The sequence below is a fragment of the Anoxybacillus sp. FSL W8-0382 genome (genome assembly GCF_038003845.1).
Lineage (GTDB): Bacteria > Bacillota > Bacilli > Bacillales > Anoxybacillaceae > Anoxybacillus > Anoxybacillus flavithermus_G.
Genome location: NZ_JBBOPX010000002.1, coordinates 1 through 18,780, shown reverse-complemented (window position 1 = coordinate 18,780; position 18,780 = coordinate 1). Strand labels below are relative to the sequence as shown.

The following is an 18,780-nucleotide window of genomic DNA, read 5'->3' as shown; positions in this document are numbered from 1 at the left end:
GGGAGAGGAAATCACGATGAACTTTAAAAAAGATGCCTGGAAGCCAATATTCGCTAGTGTTGTGTTGACCGTTATAGCTGCCTATGTTCTGATGGGATTGTTTTATATGATCGGGAACGGAGGCGACTTAAAAGAAATTTTATTAAGACCGAAAGAGTTAATCACGTTTGTTTACACGGAAGAGAACTTAAAAACGGTTTTCTCATTGGCTCCGTTTGTGATTTTAGCAGCGCTGCTATACACTTTTCGGTCATCCATTATTGTTCCGAAGTTAGAATATGCTAGCGACTTTGGCTTGCATGGAACTTCCCGGTGGGGAACGCCGGATGAAGTCATCGACGGCAAGATGTTCTCGAAAAACAACTCGTATACGACAGACCCTGTTGACGCTTTTCAGATGGAAAAAGGGATTATCGTTGGCAAAGTGCCAAAAAAACGGGAACTTCTCATCATTCCGAGAAACACGACGATCGATAACCGAAATGTCTTGGTCATTGGTTCGTCGGGGTCTGGGAAAGGTCAATCATTCGTCTTTCCTAACATGATTAACCATACGGAAGAAACTATTATTGTGACAGACCCGAAAGGGGAAATATATGAAGCTACCCATCAGATCAAAAGGGACCAAGGATACAAAGTCTATCAGGTGGACTTTATCAATTTCGTCAATTGCGATCGATACAATCCATTAGACTACGTCGAGGATGATGAGGATGCTAGGGCAATTGCGAATACGATCGCTTCTAACTCGGTTGACGAAGGAAAACGCGATTTCTGGAGTGAATCAGCTGTCGCCTTTCTGTCAGCATTCATCCTGTACGTGAAGGAAAAATACAAAGACAAGGCCAATATGCGCCATGTCGTTGAAATGGTGGCGAGAGCAGGAAAAGATGAAGAATATTTGGATGAAATCATTAAAAATATGTCCCCAGACCATCCAGCGTATCATATGTTCACCCTTGCAAACATGAGCAGTGGAAACACTAGAGCTGGCATTATGGCGACCTTGGCGCAACAAATCTCCATTTTCGCGATGCAAAAGATCGCAAAAATGACTGCTAAGAGCGATTTTAAATTTCATGACTTGCAGAAAGAAAAATCCGTTTTGTACATCAAGATTCGCATGGATGAAAACCCGTTTGTTCAATTGACTGCTACGTTCTTTGAACAGTTGATCGCTGTTCTATACGACATTGCTGACAAGAATCACTCGAAGTTACCGATTCCCACTATCTTTCTGTTGGACGAATTCGCCAACATCGGCACGATCAACAAATATCCGCGAGTATTGGCAACCTGTCGAGGACTTGGTATGGCCATGATGACGATTATCCAGGACATCGGACAGCTAGAGGACAAAAAACGATATGGTCCGGAAATGGCTCGTTCGATCATCAATAACCACGATACTCAGTTGTTTCTGCGAACAAAAGACACGAAAACAGCGAAATATTTTAGTGAACTCGCCGGAGAGACTACGGTGAAGCACAAACAGAAAAGTGCTTCCTATGGACGTAAGGAAGGCAGCAAAAGCATTTCAGAGCAATATGTAAAGCGCTCATTGATTACGCCGGGCGAACTTATGAACATGGACAAAAACACTTGTTATTTATTCGTATCTGGGGCTTACCCGATGAAGCTAGAAAAAGCGTGGCAGTTCGATATTTACGGCGATTTATTGAGCAACTATGAAAAATACCGAAGCCGTTTAGGATATACTGCGCCGTTGTGGAATGGAGAATGGGTATGGGATGAAGAAGATTCGGCTGCCCAAGACATCCAAGAAGTCAAGCAAGAGTTAGAAGAGTCGGATGTGGTATTGCTTAACGAAATGATCGATGAGATCAATAAGATTGACGAAGACGAAGAGGACGAAGAGATTACCGAAGAGGAATTGAGGGTATTACTTGGCAACGTTGAGGATGAAAACGAAGATGAAGAAAACGAATCCGAAGAAGTGGGAGAAGCAGAAGAACTACAATCGATTTTAGATGAAATTGAGGAAGAATTAGACGCATTCGATGAAATGGAAGATGAGATCACCGAGGAGGACTTAATGGAGATCATTGAAGAATTCAGCGAATTCAGCGATGACAGCGAAGGAGAGCAAGAAGAAAGCAATCAGAAAATCGCCGACGAGCTGCCAATTTGAAATCGATAGGGGGATGCTTTCATGATCGTCATTCTTGCAGAAAAACCCGACCAGGCACGAAAACTCGCATCACCGTTTCCACATACCAAAGGAAACGGTTTTCTTTCTATTCAGTCGTGTAAAGAATTTCCAAACGGGGCAACAGTGACCTGGGCAATTGGCCATCTAGTCGAGCTAAAAGAGCCAGAGGAATACCGTCCGGAATGGAAAAAATGGGACTTGGCCACTTTGCCGATTATTCCTGGGCAGTTTGAGTATAAAGTGTCGAAGGATAAAGCCAAACAGTTTCAAACCGTTAAGAAGCTGCTTAAAGAGGCTGATGAAATCATTATTGCGACCGATCCAGCCAGGGAAGGAGAAAATATCGCTCGTCTGCTTATCCTCATGGCCGGATGCTCGAAAAAACGGATTAAGCGCTTTTGGACATCATCTCTAACCGAAAATGCCATTCGAAAAGGGTTTGCTGAACTGAAAGACGGGAAAGAAACCATCCATTTGTTTCATGAAGCCCAGGCGAGACAGATCGCCGACTGGCTAGTAGGAATGAATGCTAGTCGGCTCTATACGCTGCTTCTTCAGCAAAAGGGCATCCGGGATGTATTTAGCGTCGGACGGGTGCAGACTCCTGTTTTGAAACTGATTTACGATCGCCAAAAAGAAATTGAACAATTTCGACCGGAACCGTTTTACGAATTAGAGGGACAGTTTACAGTCAAGAACGGAACATACCGGGGGAAACTGAACAAGCGTTTTTCGTCTCCCGATGAATTGTACGAAGCTGTCAGTCCCGACATCACGAAAGAGCAACAGACGTACCAAGCAGTGATTAAGAGCGTACGAATCAGCGAAAAACGAACACCAGCTCCGAAACTGCACAGTTTATCAACGCTGCAAAGCAAGCTCAACCGAACCAAAAAGTTCAGCCCAACGAAAGTATTGGAGCTTGTGCAATCTTTATACGAGAAAGGATATGTATCGTATCCTCGAACCGATTCGCAATATATCACCGAGGAAGAATACACCTACTTACAAAAGTATGTGGACCAATATCAACAGTGTCTAGGCATTCATGTTCCTATTCGTTCGCTTCAGCCTTCTAAACGCTATGTAAATCCAGAGAAAGTGAGCGATCACTACGCCATTATTCCAACAGAAAAAGTCCCTGACACTAAGGCGTTTGAAACTTTTTCGTCTGACGAAAAAGAAGTGTATTACGAAATCTTAAAAAGCGCCCTGGCTATGTTCATGACTGATTATGTTTATGACGAAACCGTCATCATTACTTCTGTTGGAAAACAAGAATTTGTCACTAAAGGACGAACAGAGAAAGAGATGGGATGGAAGGCTCTGTATCAAAACGAAAAAGACGAAGAAAGTGAAGGGGAACAAGTAGCTATTTTACCTGAAGTTAAAGAAGGAGAATCGGCTAAAGCCGATATTTCCGTTAAGCAGGGGATGACTCAACCACCAAAGCCGTATACCCAAGGACAGCTTATCACACTAATGAAAACAGCCGGAAAGTACGTAGAAGATCGGGAGATGAAAGAAGCGCTGAATCAGGTTGAGGGGTTAGGAACCGAAGCCACAAGAGCAGCCATTATTGATACCTTGATTCAACGGCGACTAATCGAAGTAAAGAAAAACCAAGTGTTTGTGACGAAGAAAGGAGAAATCCTTTGCGAAGCAGTCAAAGGAACTATCCTATCCAAACCAGAAATGACAGCGAAATGGGAGCTGTTTTTGCAAGAAATCGGGAAAGGCAACCGATCAAAAGAGGTGTTTATTGAGCAGGCGAAAAAGCTATGTTATGCGCTGATTCAACAGGCTTCTCAGGATGTTGAACGTATCGATGCCAAACAGGCGCTTGAAGAGATCAAGAAGGAAAATACGATCGCCCCATGCCCTCGTTGTCAAAAAGGATACATTGTCGATCGAAAGACATTCTACGGATGTACAGAGTATGCCAACGGGTGTAAGCAGACATTTCCGAAGTCCATTTTAGGAAAAAACATCACTAAGACACACGTTAAGCAGCTTTGTGAAAAAGGAAAAACCAATAAGATCAAGGGATTCAAAGGGAAAAAGACCTTTGACGCCTATTTGACACTCCAAAAAGGGGAAATCCAGTTCACATTCCAATAAACCAAGACCATTTGAAGAAAGGATGATCAATTATGTACGAGTACCATGAAATCCTGGGCAGCGAAAAGCCGATTTATCGCACTAAGCCGCCGGGTCTTAAGACCATTTCTGAGATTCCTTCAGGAGAATTTCTCATTGGTTATGAGATAGTAGGGTATCTGGAATATGAAGAGAACGGGAAAAAACTGTATGAGCCACTGTACGCCATAGTGAGGGATGAATCATGAGTTATTACCAACAATCGAATGAATACAAAGAAAAGCTGAACAAAATCCAAAAAGAAGTTGATCGAGCCATTGAGCGCATTTTCAAGAATGGAGAGTTTCAACGATACCTAGAGGTGGTTGCGAGGTTTCCAAAGTACAGCCTTCACAATGTCATGATGATTGTATCACAGAAACCCAATGCCACGTTGGTTATGGGATATAAAGCATGGCAAGAACTTGGAAGACAAGTTCAGAAAGGCGAAAAGGCCATTAAGATTTTTGCGCCGATCTTCGAGAAGAAGTTGCAACCCAAAATTGACTCTGAAACGAACGAGCCTGTCCGTGATGAAAAGGGACGGACAGTGATGGAAAAGAAAGAAATTCTAAAAGGCTTTCGCTTCGTCAACGTCTTTGATATTAGCCAAACCCAAGGAAAAGAGCTGTTTGATATCCGAAAATTAATTCGTGAAGATTTAAAAGAAAGCGAGCACATTCAGTCGCTTTACAAGCATTTTCTGGCTCATTTGAATAAAAACAGAATTGAGGTGAAAGAAGAGGTATTGGACGACCCGAATACAAAGGGGTACTATGATCGAGCAAAGCACCTTATTCGTATTAATGCGTCTGTTGAAAATACTTCATTGAAATTCAAAACGCTCATTCACGAATACGCCCACGCTCAATTGCATCATAAAGACAGTGACATGCAAAAATTGCCTAGAGGACACAAAGAAGCACAAGCTGAAGCTGTTGCATTTATCGTCTCCAAATATTACGGATTGGACACAGAACCATACAGCGCTGGATATATTGCGACCTGGGCTAAAGACATTCAGTTGGCGAAACAGGCCATGAAAGAGATTCAGCATGTCGCCCAGGGCATTATCCAAGAAATTGACGAGTTGATGAAAGAACGAATCAAAGAATTGCGTCAGATACATGAGTCATCTAAAGATCAAGACAAAAACAATAAAAACGAAAAAGATAAAGAGATGCAGCTGCAACGTTAATAATGAGGTGATGAATATGGAAAAGACAAAACCGTTCTGCAAAATGACCCCAGACGAATATTATGATTTTTTATGGAGTTACACGACCTTTGATAAAACAAGAGAGCAACTGATCGAAGACTTAGAAATTACGGAGGAAGAAGAAAAGTATCTTGACGGGGCCTTGAACTATTTAAAATCAAGGGTGGAAATCCATGAGAAAGAAGGACGTCCGAATCCTTCGTATGCTTTTTACTTAGTTGAGTATTTAGAAGAAGCTGTAGATGAAGGAGTACCAGAAGAAACAGTGAGAGAGATCGAAAAAGCGTTGGACGAAAACGATGAAGAAAAATTAGCCGACGCCATAAAGAAAGCGTGGGGAATCCGTGAATAAGAATGATTGGATGTCCATTCGTACAGGAGATATTGTGTTAGTGAGGGACTATCCCAATCCTCAATATAAAGAAGCACACGCCGCCCCTACGAAAACCCGTTTTGCTGTTGTGATCGGAAATTTCAGGGGCGGATACGCCACTCTTCCTGCCCACGCCATTGTCACTAAAGGAGGAAAAACAGAGCAGCCCTATTATCGATTAAAGGAAAACGAATTAAGAGTACCTGCCAATATTATTAGCGATCGAGCTGATATTGCTTTAAAAGGGGTGATTAAAGCTCATCGTTTTCCCCTTATCCGAAAGGAACAAATGATATTAAAAGTTGGCAGCTTGCCCTTAGAAACGAAGATACAATTAATTGATATTCACGAAACGATCAAGAATCGCCCGATTCATGTTCTTGAAATGGAGAAAGAAAATCCTTATTATGCAAAATTCATGGGTTTTTTCAAAGAAGTCACACTGGCCGAGAAAATGCAGTTTATGCGAGATGATCGCGGGAATCATCAATACGAGTTTGTGAGAAACGAAGAATTTAGAGTGAAGGCGATTCAATTGTTGGAAAAGAGGAATCATTTACATATTCTATCCGTACAGTTAGAAGGAGATAAAGGCACTTTCACGCACACTTTTGCCACAAAGAAATCGTTGCAAGAAATTCGAGAAGATTGGAAAGAACCGAAGAAAGCCAAAGAATGGATTCGGGAGGATGTGAAATTTTATGCTTTATGGAAGAATCCGTTCTTGCAATTAAAACCTGACCCACAACCCCATCCCGATAAATATCAATCGTTAGAGAAATTCCGAGAAAGATCAAGCGTACTAGAACGATAAGAGAGGTTCTTTCGCTATAAAAGCAATATTCTTTAGTCTTGTCCTGGCGCATTTTTAGGCCGTTGCATTAAAAAATGCAACAGGCTAAAAATGCGTTTTATTTTTTTTACCTCCTTCCCAAGTACGCTCCTTCCTTTGCCTCACCCCATTATAATTTTTGCTTGTTAGGAAAGAAAAAAGCGGCCTCCAATGCCGCCGATCCTTCCGGTTTATTGCGATAAATCATTCATTTCACTACATAACCACCGTTTCACAAACTGCGCTGCCGTTTATCCATTGCCTGCGATGCGGTTCATGAATCTCCCCGTAGCACATCTCAATCCATTTTGCATTTTTGAGTTGGTCAATGCAGAACTTGCGGGAATGAAACACAGGAATCTGATGTCCGGAAAGAAGATGGATCGTGGTGCACTGGGGAGATCTTTGCCGGAACTGCTCAATCTCTCTTGACACAAACCACCCTACACGGCTTTGTCGGCCGACCGGCTCGCGAACGTTAAACGGAATGATGGTAAAGCCATACGACAATACGATGGGAACGAGCTGCTTTTTCCCCACCAACTCCCCATACCGATGCGGTTGATCGAAATGCTTGTGCCAAAGAAGGTCAGAAGCCGCTTCAAAAACAGACTCGATTGCACGTCAAGCAGCTTAGTTTCCCCGCTCCTGAAAAAAAGTTTGACCGAATCCCCTTTGTTTTCCACGTTGACAGGGATAAACGCCTGGCCGGCATAGGCGAACCGCTTTACCTCTTCCCAGTCCAACTTTTTTCATCCCCTTCTTCCCCTTAACGCTCGGGGTGAAATTTGTCGAAAATATCACATTTTTAAGTACAATATACCCCTATTTGGCAAAAAAATCAAAATGACAAAACATTATCTTTCAGCTCGAAAACAGCGATTTTTGTTCTGAAAAACGCCGATTCGATTAATTTGTGCTTTGAAAGGCAAAATTGGCACTGGTATCTTAATTTTATGTCAGACGAAAAATGTTGAATTAGTGAAAGTCTGGAGGTATAATAAACACAAATAGTGTCGGACAAAAAATAGAGGTGATGGCGATGATGGAAGGAAGATGCTATGAGCGGCACGATTTTCAGGTTCTCGTCCTTCAGGAATTCGGCAAGCGGCGCCCTCGGTCCCCAGAGGAAACAAAGAGGCTGCAGGAAGAGTACCTCCGGCTTCTTGAAGAAATTCCCCGAATGTGGGAAGAATTCGTAGAGAAACATAAAAACATTTATGAGCGGTTCGGATACCTCGATGTTGTCGTCCATGATGATCTGCGCGTCGAATGCAAAAAGCTCCAACGTGGACGCCCAAAAGAAGAAAAGTCCAAGTCATATCGCATTACCGTGCGCTTGGACGACGAGCTTTACGAACTTCTCCAGAAATACTGTCAGACAAAAAACATGTCGGAGTCGGAGGCGGTGCGGCAACTCATATCGGAATTGAAGTGGAAGCGTTTCTAACGCTCTTATTTTTTGCAATCTTAAGAGGTTGGTCAAGAACTGACGTTCCCGTGAAATGGTTCGTCGCCCTTATATTATGGGCGTCAGCCTGCTTGCTCCCGCGACCATAAAGAAAGAATAAACCAAATTGGTTTTGTTCCAATACCTCATTAGATTGGTGGGGGGAGTCCCGAGGGTTTTGGATCTTGGTGTTGTACTTTGATAGAGATGAAATGAAGAGATAAAGCAGCTGAAAAGGAGGGAAAAGAGGGATTTTATGCTTGTTTTGAAAGACACATCTTATATGACAAAAACAGTGACTGATCGGTATTTTGAAGGTGGATTAGAGAAAGATTTTGCGGAAAGATTGTGTGATTAATTAGCACAATGTTATGAATGCAAAATCAAAAGAAAGAAAAGTTATAAACCGTAGACTTGTTGAAATAGTGGATAAGTAAGCCGAGCGTGAACTACAACTCTATAGACGACGAGGGAGAGACATAGATGTCGCGGTACAATGCACAGCAGTGAAAGAAGAAGATCCATCTGTCCTCCGTACTGTCCACCTCTGCCTACATAACTTCTGTAGGGCGGGCCAGACCGCACCCTTTATTGTCGCAACAAGGGACAACAGACAACGCCAAGACAGGACGACTTTCCCTTGAGAGTGCTTCTCCATTATGCAACAACAAAGCGAGGCGCGACAGGTGTCTTGTTGAGAGACAGCGGGTGGGGTCTCCTGTCCCCCGATACTCGTTTGAGGGAGCCCATGAGGACGCAGAGGGTCGCGGCAGAGAGGAACCACGAAGACAACGTGGAAACTTGCTGTCCCCTGCAAGGACAGTAGACGCCTCGGAATTGTCTGGCATGTCCCTATGAGAGAAAGTGTGTCGCCGCAATCTTCTCCCAAAGGGAGATTTGTTTGACACAATTTTCTCTACATCCCCCTAAGGAAGGACAGTAGACATCATATCATTGTACTCGGAGGAAGGACATAATGTCTCTTGTGAATTAACTGTCAGACGATAAATGTTACATACCCTTGGAGGTGTCGCCATCCTGAAAAAATGGGTATTTAAGCAGCATTTTTTGGAATGTCCCTTGATCTTTGAAGGGAAGAAATTTACGAGTTGTGTAGTATTGATAGTAACATCGTTGATGAATGACTGTATTGATTATGTCCAGAAACACCTTATCTTTGGGATGTACGATTTTTGAACACACGGGACATTTCAGTTTACCGATAATATCGAACATTTTTTCGCCTCCTGTTTGTTTTCTATACTCCCTCTTAGCTCAATTGATGGTATAATCTTCTTGAAAAGTAAAAGGGGGAGTTTTCAATGAGGAAAATCAAGATGCTGATGGTAGCTGTAATTGTATTTATGATAGCAATACTACCGGGAATTGTAACAGACGCAGCCCCAAAAAACATGTATGTACACTTCATCAATGTTGGGCAAGGTGACAGTATTTACATTAAAGCGCCAAATGGAGAGGACATTCTCATTGATGGAGGAAATAAAGATGGCAGTGATGTCGTCGCCTATCTTAAAAAGCAGAAGGTAAAGGACATCGAAATCATGATCGCGACTCATCCAGACGCCGACCATATTGGCGGTCTTGATGAGGTTCTCAAGGCTTTCCCTGTGAAAAGTGTGTATGCTCCAAAAGTCGGTAATACAACGCAAGCATATAAAGATTTCTTGGTCGCTGTGAAAAATAAGAAACTTACCATCAAAGTTGCTAAAGCAGATGTTGTTCTGCCAATCAAAGGTGTGACTGCGAAGTTTGTTGGACCTGTAAAATCGTACAGCACTAGCGATACAAATGACTGGAGCGCTGTTTTGAAAGTAACCTACGGCAAAAAGTCGTTTCTGTTTACAGGCGACGCCGAGACTCGAGCAGAAGCGGATATGGTTAAAGCGAAAAAGGATTTGCGCGCTGATGTGTTGAAAGTAGGTCATCACGGTGCGAAAACATCGACCAGCGCAACGCTTTTAAAAGCTGCAAAACCAACGTATGCGGTAATCTCGGTCGGCAAGAACGCCTATGGTCATCCGACACCGGAAGTTTTAAATCGGTTGAAATCTTATAAAGTCAAGGTATTCCGTACCGACAAACAAGGAACGATTATCGCAACAACCAACGGGACAACACTTACCTTCAACGTAAAACCAATTTATTAGAGGTGGTTAAATGAAATATATCATTGATCGCTTCGAGGGTAAATGGGCAGTTTGTGAGGCGGAGGATGGCAAAATGATCGATATTGAGAAAAGCAAGCTACCCAAAAACGCCCGCGCCGGCGATGTGATTGTACAAGAGAACGGAAAGTTCCGAGTGGATCAAAAAGAAACAGAGAAGCGGTGGAAAGAGATTGAAGAGTTGATGAATGAGGTGTTTGAGGAGTAACACCTCATTTTTTTATATAAACGATTTTCCCAAAACAAGGGAGCGCTGAGGCGTTCTTTGTCTCTGGCATGGGAAACCCCTGTCTGTTAGAGTCATCTTCTGTCCTTCAGTGAGAGGCGTGTGGCGACTAATGATGGGTGGTTGGCGGCTCGTCATTGTAATGATGGAGAAGATCAACCTTCGTGGACTCAATCGTGGACTCAATCAAGGTACGAAGCGAGTGGCCGCTATCGTGGCGACTGCTGGGCGTCTGTTGCCCGTGGTATCCATTCGTCCGATGGCTGAAAGCCGGATCACTGGATAAAAGAAGAACACCGCTAAAAACCGACCTAATGCGCTCATACAGACGTTTTTGGGGAAAGGGAGGCTTTGTAGGATTGGATGATGCAGGGCAGACTCAATCAAGGGACGCGTCGGAGACATAGGATGTCGCGGAAATGCCCCCTTGGCTGTGTGGGCGAGGAAGTGGAAGTGCGCTACAAGCGGTGTGGCGAAGGATACCAAGCCTTCTTCAGCGTTCAGCCGGTCAATCGGGTTGTCATCCCCGCCGAGTAGCAAATCTTCCGGTATGGACAGCGGCTCACACAAGACTTCATCGATGCCCTTGACGGACGACATGTGTCTCGGTTCAGTGAGACGCGATCGAGCGGCAACGGCACCGAATCATCGGATAATGCCAGCGCCCCTTGACGCAACTGTCCGTCTTGTTCCCACAAAACGAGCCGGACGGTAAGCGTCGGGATTAGGGGCGTGATGTCATTGACGTCACGAAACGCCGGATGGGGGGAGAACGAGACACCATGGGTATCCTTCGTGGCGGCGTCTGCCTCCTCCTGAGGACATCCCAGAGTCAACACAGGACATCCACACGACCCCCAGAGTGTGCGGTGACACGGCCAGCCAGGACAAATCGACCTCCGGCTTTTTCGGTGGCGTCGGAGTTAACCGGGGTCAAACCAGTAAACCAACAATGTCACCCTGATATATTGCTGTTTTTTCTCCCTTTTCCACATACAACAATATTAAAACTTTGGCAACACCTCCACCGCATCCGCCAAATCACTGTAGCTGTCCTTTAAGTACCGCGATGTGGTAGCGATATGGCTATGACCGGCTAGCCGGCGCACCTTTTCGATATCGTTGTTCGTCGCTTTTAACATCCACTTACAAAACGTATGCCGGAACATATGGGGCGTGAGCTTTTTATTCGGCAGGATGTAGCTTTCAATCATTCTTCTTCAACACATAGACACGCGTATGTACGAAGGTAAATGATCACATGGACGCATCGGTATTTATGTAGTGGGATTTTGGGGGATAAATCCAGTGAAAAAGTGGATAACTGGTTTGTATAATAGGGGTATCACTTGATATTTTGGGGGACGTGTTTTATGCCTACCTTTCAGTTTGGAACGACAGCGATTGAGTACACATTGCAGCAGGTGAAAGGGAAAGAAGATATTTCTATTGTTGTAGAGTGGATGGAGGGGGTTACAGTGGTAGCTCCCGATCATCTAGTTCTGGAAGAAATAAACCGAGTTTTGCGTAAGAAGGCAACGTGGATTTTAGATAAGTGGAACTCTTTGAATGAGATTAAGCGACCACCGGCTCCGTTAGAATTTGTTAGTGGGGAGAAATTACCGTATTTAGGGCGGTATTATCGAATTAAGGTGAAACAAAATCAAGATATCGATAAGGTAAAAGTGTTATTTCATCAAGGGAAATTTTATATTGAAACACCAACATCAGCCGATGATATAGAGCATGTGCCTATGATTCGTGAAGCATTAAAATCTTGGTATATCCAGCGGGCGCAGATGAAAGCGGAAGAACGGGTGAAACGTTATGCACAGCGTCTAGGGGTAACGCCGGCGAAGCTTGCGGTAAAAGAGCAGAAGTTTCGCTGGGGAACGTGCACACCACAGGGAGCGGTTTATTTGAATTGGCGTCTTTTTCTGGCCCCAATGCGCGTTGTTGATTATGTGATTGTGCATGAATTAGCCCATCTGCGTTACGCGGATCATTCGAAAAATTTCTGGAATCTGGTACGTTCGATTTTGCCGGATTATGAGAAACGGAAAGAATGGCTGCGTGTGAACGGCCCGACGCTAACGATATAGAAAAAAGCACCCATGAAGGGTGCCTTATTTTTTGTAATGGATTTCCGCCAGTTCAACGATTTGCTGAGCAAGCGCCTCGATTTTATCGGACGGGCATTTGCTTGTCCGGAGCTGGCGCTTGATTTTTTTACGCATTTCGCGTTTGACGTCTTCTTTGTTAACCCAGTCGATGACGACGAGGCCTTCGATATGTTCCACAATGATCTGGGTGATTTCTTTTAGCCGTTCTTTCTCTTCTTCTTGATCGGTCCATTCCTTTTGCAGCAATTGAAAAATCGGATAGGATTGCGGCGTCAGCCCTTCTTCTTCAATAGTTTTGGACTGGCCACGCATCTCCTCGATCAATTTTTCCAATTCAAATGCGAGCTGGGCGTCATTGATTCGCTTCTCTTTTCTTGCCTGAATGAGCTGTTCGAGTCGTTCCTTCAGCGATGTGTAATAGACCGGATTTTGCTCGATTTTCACTTTGATTTCGTGACGGATCGCGTGCTCCATTTCCGACGCTTTCGCCTCGTCCGTCGTTAAACTTTTCACATGGGCGTCGAAATTCTTTTCGAGGATGCTGACAGGACGGTGAAGCGCCTTGATATCCGTCGTGTAAATATGGTCGTAAATGAGCTGCTTCACTTTTTCTCCGCAGTCAGAGATGTCCATCTGCTCGTCTCGGAAGCGGTTGCGCGCGTACTGGCGCACTTTCCCTAAAAATTTCAGGTCCTCGTAATACGGTTTTGCCTCTGGATGCGGCATAATCATGTCCATACTTTCGGAGAAGCGTTTAAACGCTCGGTCAAAGGCGTGTCTCACGTCTTCGGGTTCTAGGATTTTCATGCACGCTTCAATGTCGTCGCGATTGACGCCGTCAAAAAAGCGCATGGCGGCGCGATGTCGCGACTGCAGTCGCGGTATCTCTGACTGGATCGACGTCATCGCTCCCTGGATGTCCGTCGGGTTAAAAATGGCTAATGCTTGCTTAAGGAACGCGGACACGCCGTAATAGTCGACGATGAGGCCATATGTCTTCTTGTCGTAGGTCCGATTCGTTCTTGCGATCGCCTGGAGCAAGTTATGTTCCTTTAGCGGCTTATCGAGGTACATTACTTGCTCGATCGGCGCGTCAAACCCGGTCAGCAGCATATCGCACACGATGATAAACGCCAGCTTGTCCTCATGCAGCGGCTTTTTAAAGCGCTCAATGTAGTGCTTTTGCTGCTCTTTGGTTAGATGGTATTTTTTCAATCGGTCGTTGTCATTGTTGTTAGCGGAAATGATGACGACCGACTCCGGACCGTTGAGTTCATCGAGAATTTCTTTATACAGAACTGCGGTCTCGCGGTTGATCGCGACAATTTGCGCTTTGAAACCGTTTGGTGCGATATGTTTCTCGTAGTGTTCGATGATGTCGAGACAGATTCGGCGGATGCGTTGCGGTGCCCCGATAATAGCCTCCTCTGTCGCGTATTTCTTCTTGATCCGTTCCCTGTCCTCTTTCGAATAGTCTTGAAAGACGCGGTCAAAAATCGCGTCCAGCGACTCGCCCTCGACCCGTAACTCCGGCAGGCGGCTTTCGTAATAGATCGGGACTGTCGCTCCGTCCTCGACAGCCTGCTGGATGGTATACGTGTCAATGTACGTCCCGAACGTTTGGACGGTGCTGCGGTCTTCTTTGTCAATTGGCGTCCCCGTGAACCCGATATATACCGCGTTCGGCAGCGACGACCGCATGTTCATCGCCAGTCCCCCGTAATTGGTGCGGTGTGACTCGTCAACGAGGACAAAGATGTTGTCCGCGTCATTTAAGAGCAGGTCACCCCCGTCGTCGACGTGGTCCTGGAACTTTTGAATGGTCGTCATGATGGTCGCGCCTGTCGCCGTCCGCAGCAAGTCACGCAGATCCCGGACACTTTCGGCGCGCCGCGGGTTCGGGAATCCGCAACGACGGAACGTATTCGTGATTTGTTCGTCCAAATCGGTGCGGTCTGTCACGATGACGATGGACGGGTTGCGTAGTTCCTTGAGGCGCCGCAGTTTGACGGAAAGGTAAAGCATCGTCAAGCTTTTACCGGACCCTTGCGTCGCCCAGACGACGCCGCCCCGTTCCTTCGGCGTCTTTCCTGTTAAAATCCGTTCAACTGCTTTGTTCGCGGCGCGGAATTGCTGGTAGCGACACACTTTTTTGATCGTGCGTCCGCCTTCTGCCTCGTAGACAACAAAGTTTTGGATCATGTCCAGCAGATTCTTTTTCGGGAACATGCCCGCGACCAAGATGTCCTGACGCGTCGGGCTGTCGCCGATGTCGCTTGGTTTAAGCGGATATGGGTCTTTCCATTCTCCAAAGTGTCGCAGTCTTGCGCCGATCGATCCGAATTTTGCCTGTTCGTTGCATGTCGCAACAACGACATGGTTGTAATGGAAGAGACGCTCCACTTCTTGTTGGTAGCGAAGTAGCTGCTGGACCGCCTCGTTGATTGGATGCGGCTTGGTCGGGCTTTTGCATTCGATGACGACAAGAGGCAGACCGTTAACAAACAGGACGACATCCGGAATGATGGTCGTCATCGGTCCACTGACTTTGAATTGGTTCACCACTAAAAATTCGTTGTTGTCAGGGTTATCAAAGTCAATCAGCTTGACCGTCTGACTTTTCTTCCCTTTCCCAAGGTCCTGCTGGATGGACACATAGTTCACGACCATGTCATAGAACTTCTCGTTAGCCTCCATGATGCTTGCGGCGTTGATATGCGTCACCATACGCACGACTTTATGCAGGTTGATGTCGTCGATCCATGGATTCAGGCGCTGGATCGCCTGTCTTAACCGTTTCTCCAACACGACATCCCGATAGGACATGCGCTCTGAATCGAGCTCATGTCCTGGAATGTACGTATATCCTAGTCCTTCTAATTGCTTGATTAATCGATGTTCAACTGGCCGTTCCTTTGCCCACTCGTAACTCACGACGACGTCCCCTCGTCCTCATCTACCTTCACTCGGACTTTGCCTGTTAAAAGGACTTGCATAAGACCTTTTTTAATCGCCTGGAATTGGATGAGTCTTTGTTCTTCATTTGCTAATTTCTTATCAATATTGGAAAGAATTAGACTGATTTGTTGCTGCTCTTCAAAAGACGGCAACCCTATTTTAACGGATTCAATTTGCTTCCCACTTATATTTGGCTGTGCTCCGCCAATAGCATTTAAACCAACTGAACTCTGAAAATGTTTTGACTGCGCAAAGTAGTATAGAAAATCATTACTTAATGTACTTTCCTGATAAATCTTAAATAAACCTACACGTTGATTCAATAAAACAGGAATGTCTTTTTTCTCAATTCGACCAATCTTTCCAGTTGTTGCACCCGACATAGCAATAACAATATCGTTTTCCCTTAACAAATATTCATTTAAGGAATTTGCAACCTCGTTTGTAACATATACTGCATCTGATAAATCGATATAATTATTCTTAATATTTGAAATGCGAAGAACTGGAATATCTCCTTTTTCAACAAAATCTGAACTTTTGAATGCGAATCCCCCTTTTAACTTTAGCAACTCACCTAAAGTTTTAACTTCCCACTCTTCCGGAATCTCGCCAATCTCCGTCTTTTTAAACTTCGTATGCCCAATTCCTTTTGTGAGCAACTGTTGCATAAGCCCCTTTTTCACTTTCTCCGTTTGCTCGATGATCGCTTTGGTTTTCTCAATTGCTTCATCGACGGAGGAGAGAATGGCCGCGATTTTGCGTTGTTCTTGTTCAGGAGGCAAAATTAATGTCAAATTTTCTATATCTTTTTTTGATAAGTGTTTCACGGTGGTAGCAGGTGTTAAACTCTCTATTTTTTTTAGTTCAATTTGAAGACGATAAAAAATAAATTCATTATTAATAATATGTGGATTTAGAGATTTAATTTTAGCAACTCTTTGATTCAATAAAGATTTTGGACCTTTCCAACGAACTGTATTAAATTCGCCGTCCATTCCAATTAGAATATCACCCTTATTAATAATATATTTGTCGTCATAATTCCCTTTATATAATGTTTTAGGATTATGCGTTTCAAGATCTCTTATTCTGATAAGTGGTATACCTTCTTCATCGTTGAAATTACTTGAACTAAAAGCATAACCAGTTAGAATATCAATATTACCTTTCATGTTAATTTTTTTCCACTCACTCATCATACCCCAACTCCTTTAAATACCCGTACATCACTTTTTCGATTTCCTCGCGCTCTTTTTCTAATTGGCGGAGTTGGCGGAGAGCTTCGGCGATGTCGATTTGTTCTTCTTCTTCAGTAGTGTCGATGTATCGGGCGATGTTTAGGTTATAGTCGTTTTCTTTGATTTCTTCAAGGGAGACGACGCGACAATATTTATCCTGGTCTTCCCATTTTTCAAAGGCAGATACAATTTTGTCAATGTCCTGATCGCGAAGGACATTTTGGTTCTTTCCTTCTTGATAGTCGCGCGATGCATCAATAAATAGTACATGTTTTTTTCGTTCTGGCGCTTTGTTGCGATTTAGAATAAGGATACATGCTGGAATACCCGTTCCATAGAACAAGTTAGCTGGTAAACCGATTACTGCCTCTAACAAATCTTCTTCAAGAATACCTTGGCGAATGTTCCCTTCAGCGCCTCCACGGAACAAAACGCCATGCGGCATGACGACACCAGCGATTCCTCGATGGTTGAGTGTTGCGATCATATGTTGAACAAACGCCAAATCACCTGCGTTTTTTGGCGGTAAACCAAAGCGGAAACGGTTAAATGCGTCTGCTTCTGCTTCCTCACGTCCCCAGTTTTTTAAGCTAAATGGAGGATTAGCAATGACACGATCATATAATAGAAGCTCGCCGTTTTCGTCTAATAGTTTCGGTTCGCGAATCGTATCGCCTTTTTTAATTTCATGGTCACTCAAACCGTGAAGCAACAAATTCATTTTACAAATCGCCCAAGTATTTAAGTTTTTCTCTTGTCCGTGCAATGTAATGTTGCGTGGATTACCGCCTTTTTCTTTTATGTAGTCAACGGATTGAATAAGCATCCCACCAGACCCTGCTGTTGGGTCACATACACGCATGCCTTCTTCAGGTTTAATCAGTTTGACAATTAATTTAACGACTTGGCTTGGCGTATAAAACTCGCCGCCTTTTTTTCCTGCATCGTCAGCAAACTGCTTAATTAGGTACTCGTAAGCACGACCAAGGATATCAGGTTCTGATAAGTTTTCATTGCGTAAGTCAATTTGCGAGAAGTGCTGTACTAATTGAAGAATCGTTTTATCTGATAATTTTTCTTTATCGTTAAAATCAATATTCGCTAATACCCCTTGTAGGGAAGGGTTTTCATCTTCCAATAGTTCAAAGGCTTTATTAATAACCGCCCCCACGTCTTGGGAGTGGGATTGAATATAACTCCAACGTGCTTTTTCAGGTACGAAAAATTGGTGTTCATCGCGGTCATACCAGCCGTAATCTTCTCCTTCTTCCCTTTCAATCCGCTCAGCTGTTTCGACAAACACATCATTTAATCGTTTTAAAAACAACATTCCAAAAATATAGTTTTTATAGTCAGAAGAATCAATACTGCCACGCAATATATTCGCTGATTCCCATAAATGAGATTCAAGTTGTTGCAGTGTTAGTTTTTGTGTTGTCAATTCCATCATGTACCCCCTGTGAGTAGTAAATATGGTCTAATTTTATTTTACAGATGATACAAGAGTTTGTCTTTTCTTTTCGGAAACTCTAGTGCAACTGGAATAAAATTTTGATTTTTACTCTTTAGAAATTTAAGTTAATAGATTATTATAATTATACAATCGATGAATAAAAACAAATGGAGGAATACCATTAGCCATGACAATCGATGAATTGGTTCCAGGGCAAATATTAAGGAATGATGAGATTGTTTCCATCTTCCAATGTGCACCTCAAGGTGGAATGAGACGTTCGAAAAGAACGAATTCCCTTGTATTGATATCAGACCACACAAAGGCTTTGTACGAAGATCGATGGGAAGGCGATGTGTTTCATTATACTGGAATGGGGAGAGTAGGAGATCAGAAATTAGACTTCC

At 43.9% G+C, this 18,780-nt stretch carries 15 protein-coding genes and 2 pseudogenes; 11 read left to right on the top strand and 6 right to left on the bottom strand.

Annotated features, from left to right (window positions below; translation table 11 throughout):
• Positions 1-16: 16 nt before the first annotated feature.
• The 6 genes from NSS60_RS14750 to NSS60_RS14725 are packed head-to-tail and all read left to right on the top strand — an operon-like array spanning position 17 to position 6,718.
• Positions 17-2,152, top strand: a complete 2,136-nt coding sequence (locus tag NSS60_RS14750) for a VirD4-like conjugal transfer protein, CD1115 family (RefSeq protein ID WP_192950995.1) — start codon at positions 17-19, stop codon at positions 2,150-2,152.
• A 21-nt stretch (positions 2,153-2,173) separates the two neighbouring features.
• Positions 2,174-4,294 (top strand): type IA DNA topoisomerase, encoded by a 2,121-nt coding sequence (locus tag NSS60_RS14745; RefSeq protein WP_340720974.1) that lies wholly within the window; start codon positions 2,174-2,176, stop codon positions 4,292-4,294.
• A gap of 32 nt (positions 4,295-4,326) precedes the next feature.
• Positions 4,327-4,521, top strand: a complete 195-nt coding sequence (locus NSS60_RS14740) for a hypothetical protein (protein WP_044736727.1) — start codon at positions 4,327-4,329, stop codon at positions 4,519-4,521.
• A complete protein-coding gene (locus tag NSS60_RS14735; protein ID WP_340720973.1) occupies positions 4,518-5,510 on the top strand; it encodes an ArdC family protein in 993 nt (330 codons plus the stop codon). The genes NSS60_RS14740 and NSS60_RS14735 overlap by 4 nt, the downstream gene beginning before the upstream one ends.
• Before the next feature lie 16 nt (positions 5,511-5,526).
• Positions 5,527-5,883 carry a hypothetical protein gene (locus NSS60_RS14730; RefSeq protein WP_340720972.1) on the top strand — a complete coding sequence of 119 codons (357 nt, stop codon included), beginning with the start codon at positions 5,527-5,529 and terminating at the stop codon, positions 5,881-5,883.
• Complete coding sequence (locus NSS60_RS14725; RefSeq protein ID WP_233499958.1) at positions 5,876-6,718, top strand: hypothetical protein; 843 nt, start codon at positions 5,876-5,878, stop codon at positions 6,716-6,718. Before NSS60_RS14730 ends, NSS60_RS14725 begins: the two co-directional genes overlap by 8 nt.
• Before the next feature lie 234 nt (positions 6,719-6,952).
• Here NSS60_RS14725 and NSS60_RS14720 read toward each other — a convergent pair whose 3' ends face one another.
• The gene (locus tag NSS60_RS14720) at positions 6,953-7,276 is read right to left on the bottom strand and encodes a competence protein ComK (protein ID WP_340720971.1); all 324 of its coding nucleotides are present in this window, start codon (positions 7,274-7,276) and stop codon (positions 6,953-6,955) included.
• A complete protein-coding gene (locus NSS60_RS14715; protein ID WP_340720988.1) occupies positions 7,180-7,482 on the bottom strand; it encodes a hypothetical protein in 303 nt (100 codons plus the stop codon). The genes NSS60_RS14720 and NSS60_RS14715 overlap by 97 nt, the downstream gene beginning before the upstream one ends.
• Positions 7,483-7,778: 296 nt before the next feature.
• Between NSS60_RS14715 and NSS60_RS14710 the strand changes: the two genes are divergently transcribed.
• From NSS60_RS14710 to NSS60_RS14700, 3 genes are all read left to right on the top strand, one after another.
• On the top strand, positions 7,779-8,186 hold the full coding sequence (locus NSS60_RS14710) for a DUF6290 family protein (protein ID WP_340720970.1): 408 nt from the start codon (positions 7,779-7,781) through the stop codon (positions 8,184-8,186).
• A 1,322-nt stretch (positions 8,187-9,508) separates the two neighbouring features.
• Positions 9,509-10,354, top strand: a complete 846-nt coding sequence (locus NSS60_RS14705; protein WP_068896062.1) for a ComEC/Rec2 family competence protein — start codon at positions 9,509-9,511, stop codon at positions 10,352-10,354.
• Between the two features lie 10 nt (positions 10,355-10,364).
• Complete coding sequence (locus NSS60_RS14700) at positions 10,365-10,580, top strand: DUF3006 domain-containing protein (RefSeq protein WP_340720969.1); 216 nt, start codon at positions 10,365-10,367, stop codon at positions 10,578-10,580.
• Positions 10,581-11,602: 1,022 nt separating this feature from the next.
• Here the strand turns inward: NSS60_RS14700 and NSS60_RS14695 are convergent.
• Positions 11,603-11,818, bottom strand: a pseudogene (locus NSS60_RS14695) (tyrosine-type recombinase/integrase); the annotation flags it as partial.
• A 153-nt stretch (positions 11,819-11,971) separates the two neighbouring features.
• Here NSS60_RS14695 and NSS60_RS14690 point away from each other — a divergent pair.
• Positions 11,972-12,700, top strand: a complete 729-nt coding sequence (locus NSS60_RS14690; protein WP_340720968.1) for a M48 family metallopeptidase — start codon at positions 11,972-11,974, stop codon at positions 12,698-12,700.
• Between the two features lie 24 nt (positions 12,701-12,724).
• On the opposite strand, the gene NSS60_RS14685 is transcribed toward NSS60_RS14690, so the two are convergent.
• Genes NSS60_RS14685 through NSS60_RS14675 form a run of 3 tightly spaced genes read right to left on the bottom strand, consistent with a single transcriptional unit; the run spans position 12,725 to position 18,367 of the window.
• Positions 12,725-15,655 carry a type I restriction endonuclease subunit R gene (locus tag NSS60_RS14685; protein ID WP_340720967.1) on the bottom strand — a complete coding sequence of 977 codons (2,931 nt, stop codon included), beginning with the start codon at positions 15,653-15,655 and terminating at the stop codon, positions 12,725-12,727.
• A complete protein-coding gene (locus NSS60_RS14680) occupies positions 15,652-16,878 on the bottom strand; it encodes a restriction endonuclease subunit S (RefSeq protein WP_340720966.1) in 1,227 nt (408 codons plus the stop codon). The genes NSS60_RS14685 and NSS60_RS14680 overlap by 4 nt, the downstream gene beginning before the upstream one ends.
• Positions 16,871-18,367 (bottom strand): type I restriction-modification system subunit M, encoded by a 1,497-nt coding sequence (locus NSS60_RS14675; protein ID WP_340720965.1) that lies wholly within the window; start codon positions 18,365-18,367, stop codon positions 16,871-16,873. The genes NSS60_RS14680 and NSS60_RS14675 overlap by 8 nt, the downstream gene beginning before the upstream one ends.
• Positions 18,368-18,560: 193 nt before the next feature.
• On the opposite strand from NSS60_RS14675, the pseudogene NSS60_RS14670 reads away from it, so the two are divergent.
• Positions 18,561-18,780, top strand: a pseudogene (locus tag NSS60_RS14670) (HNH endonuclease); the annotation flags it as partial.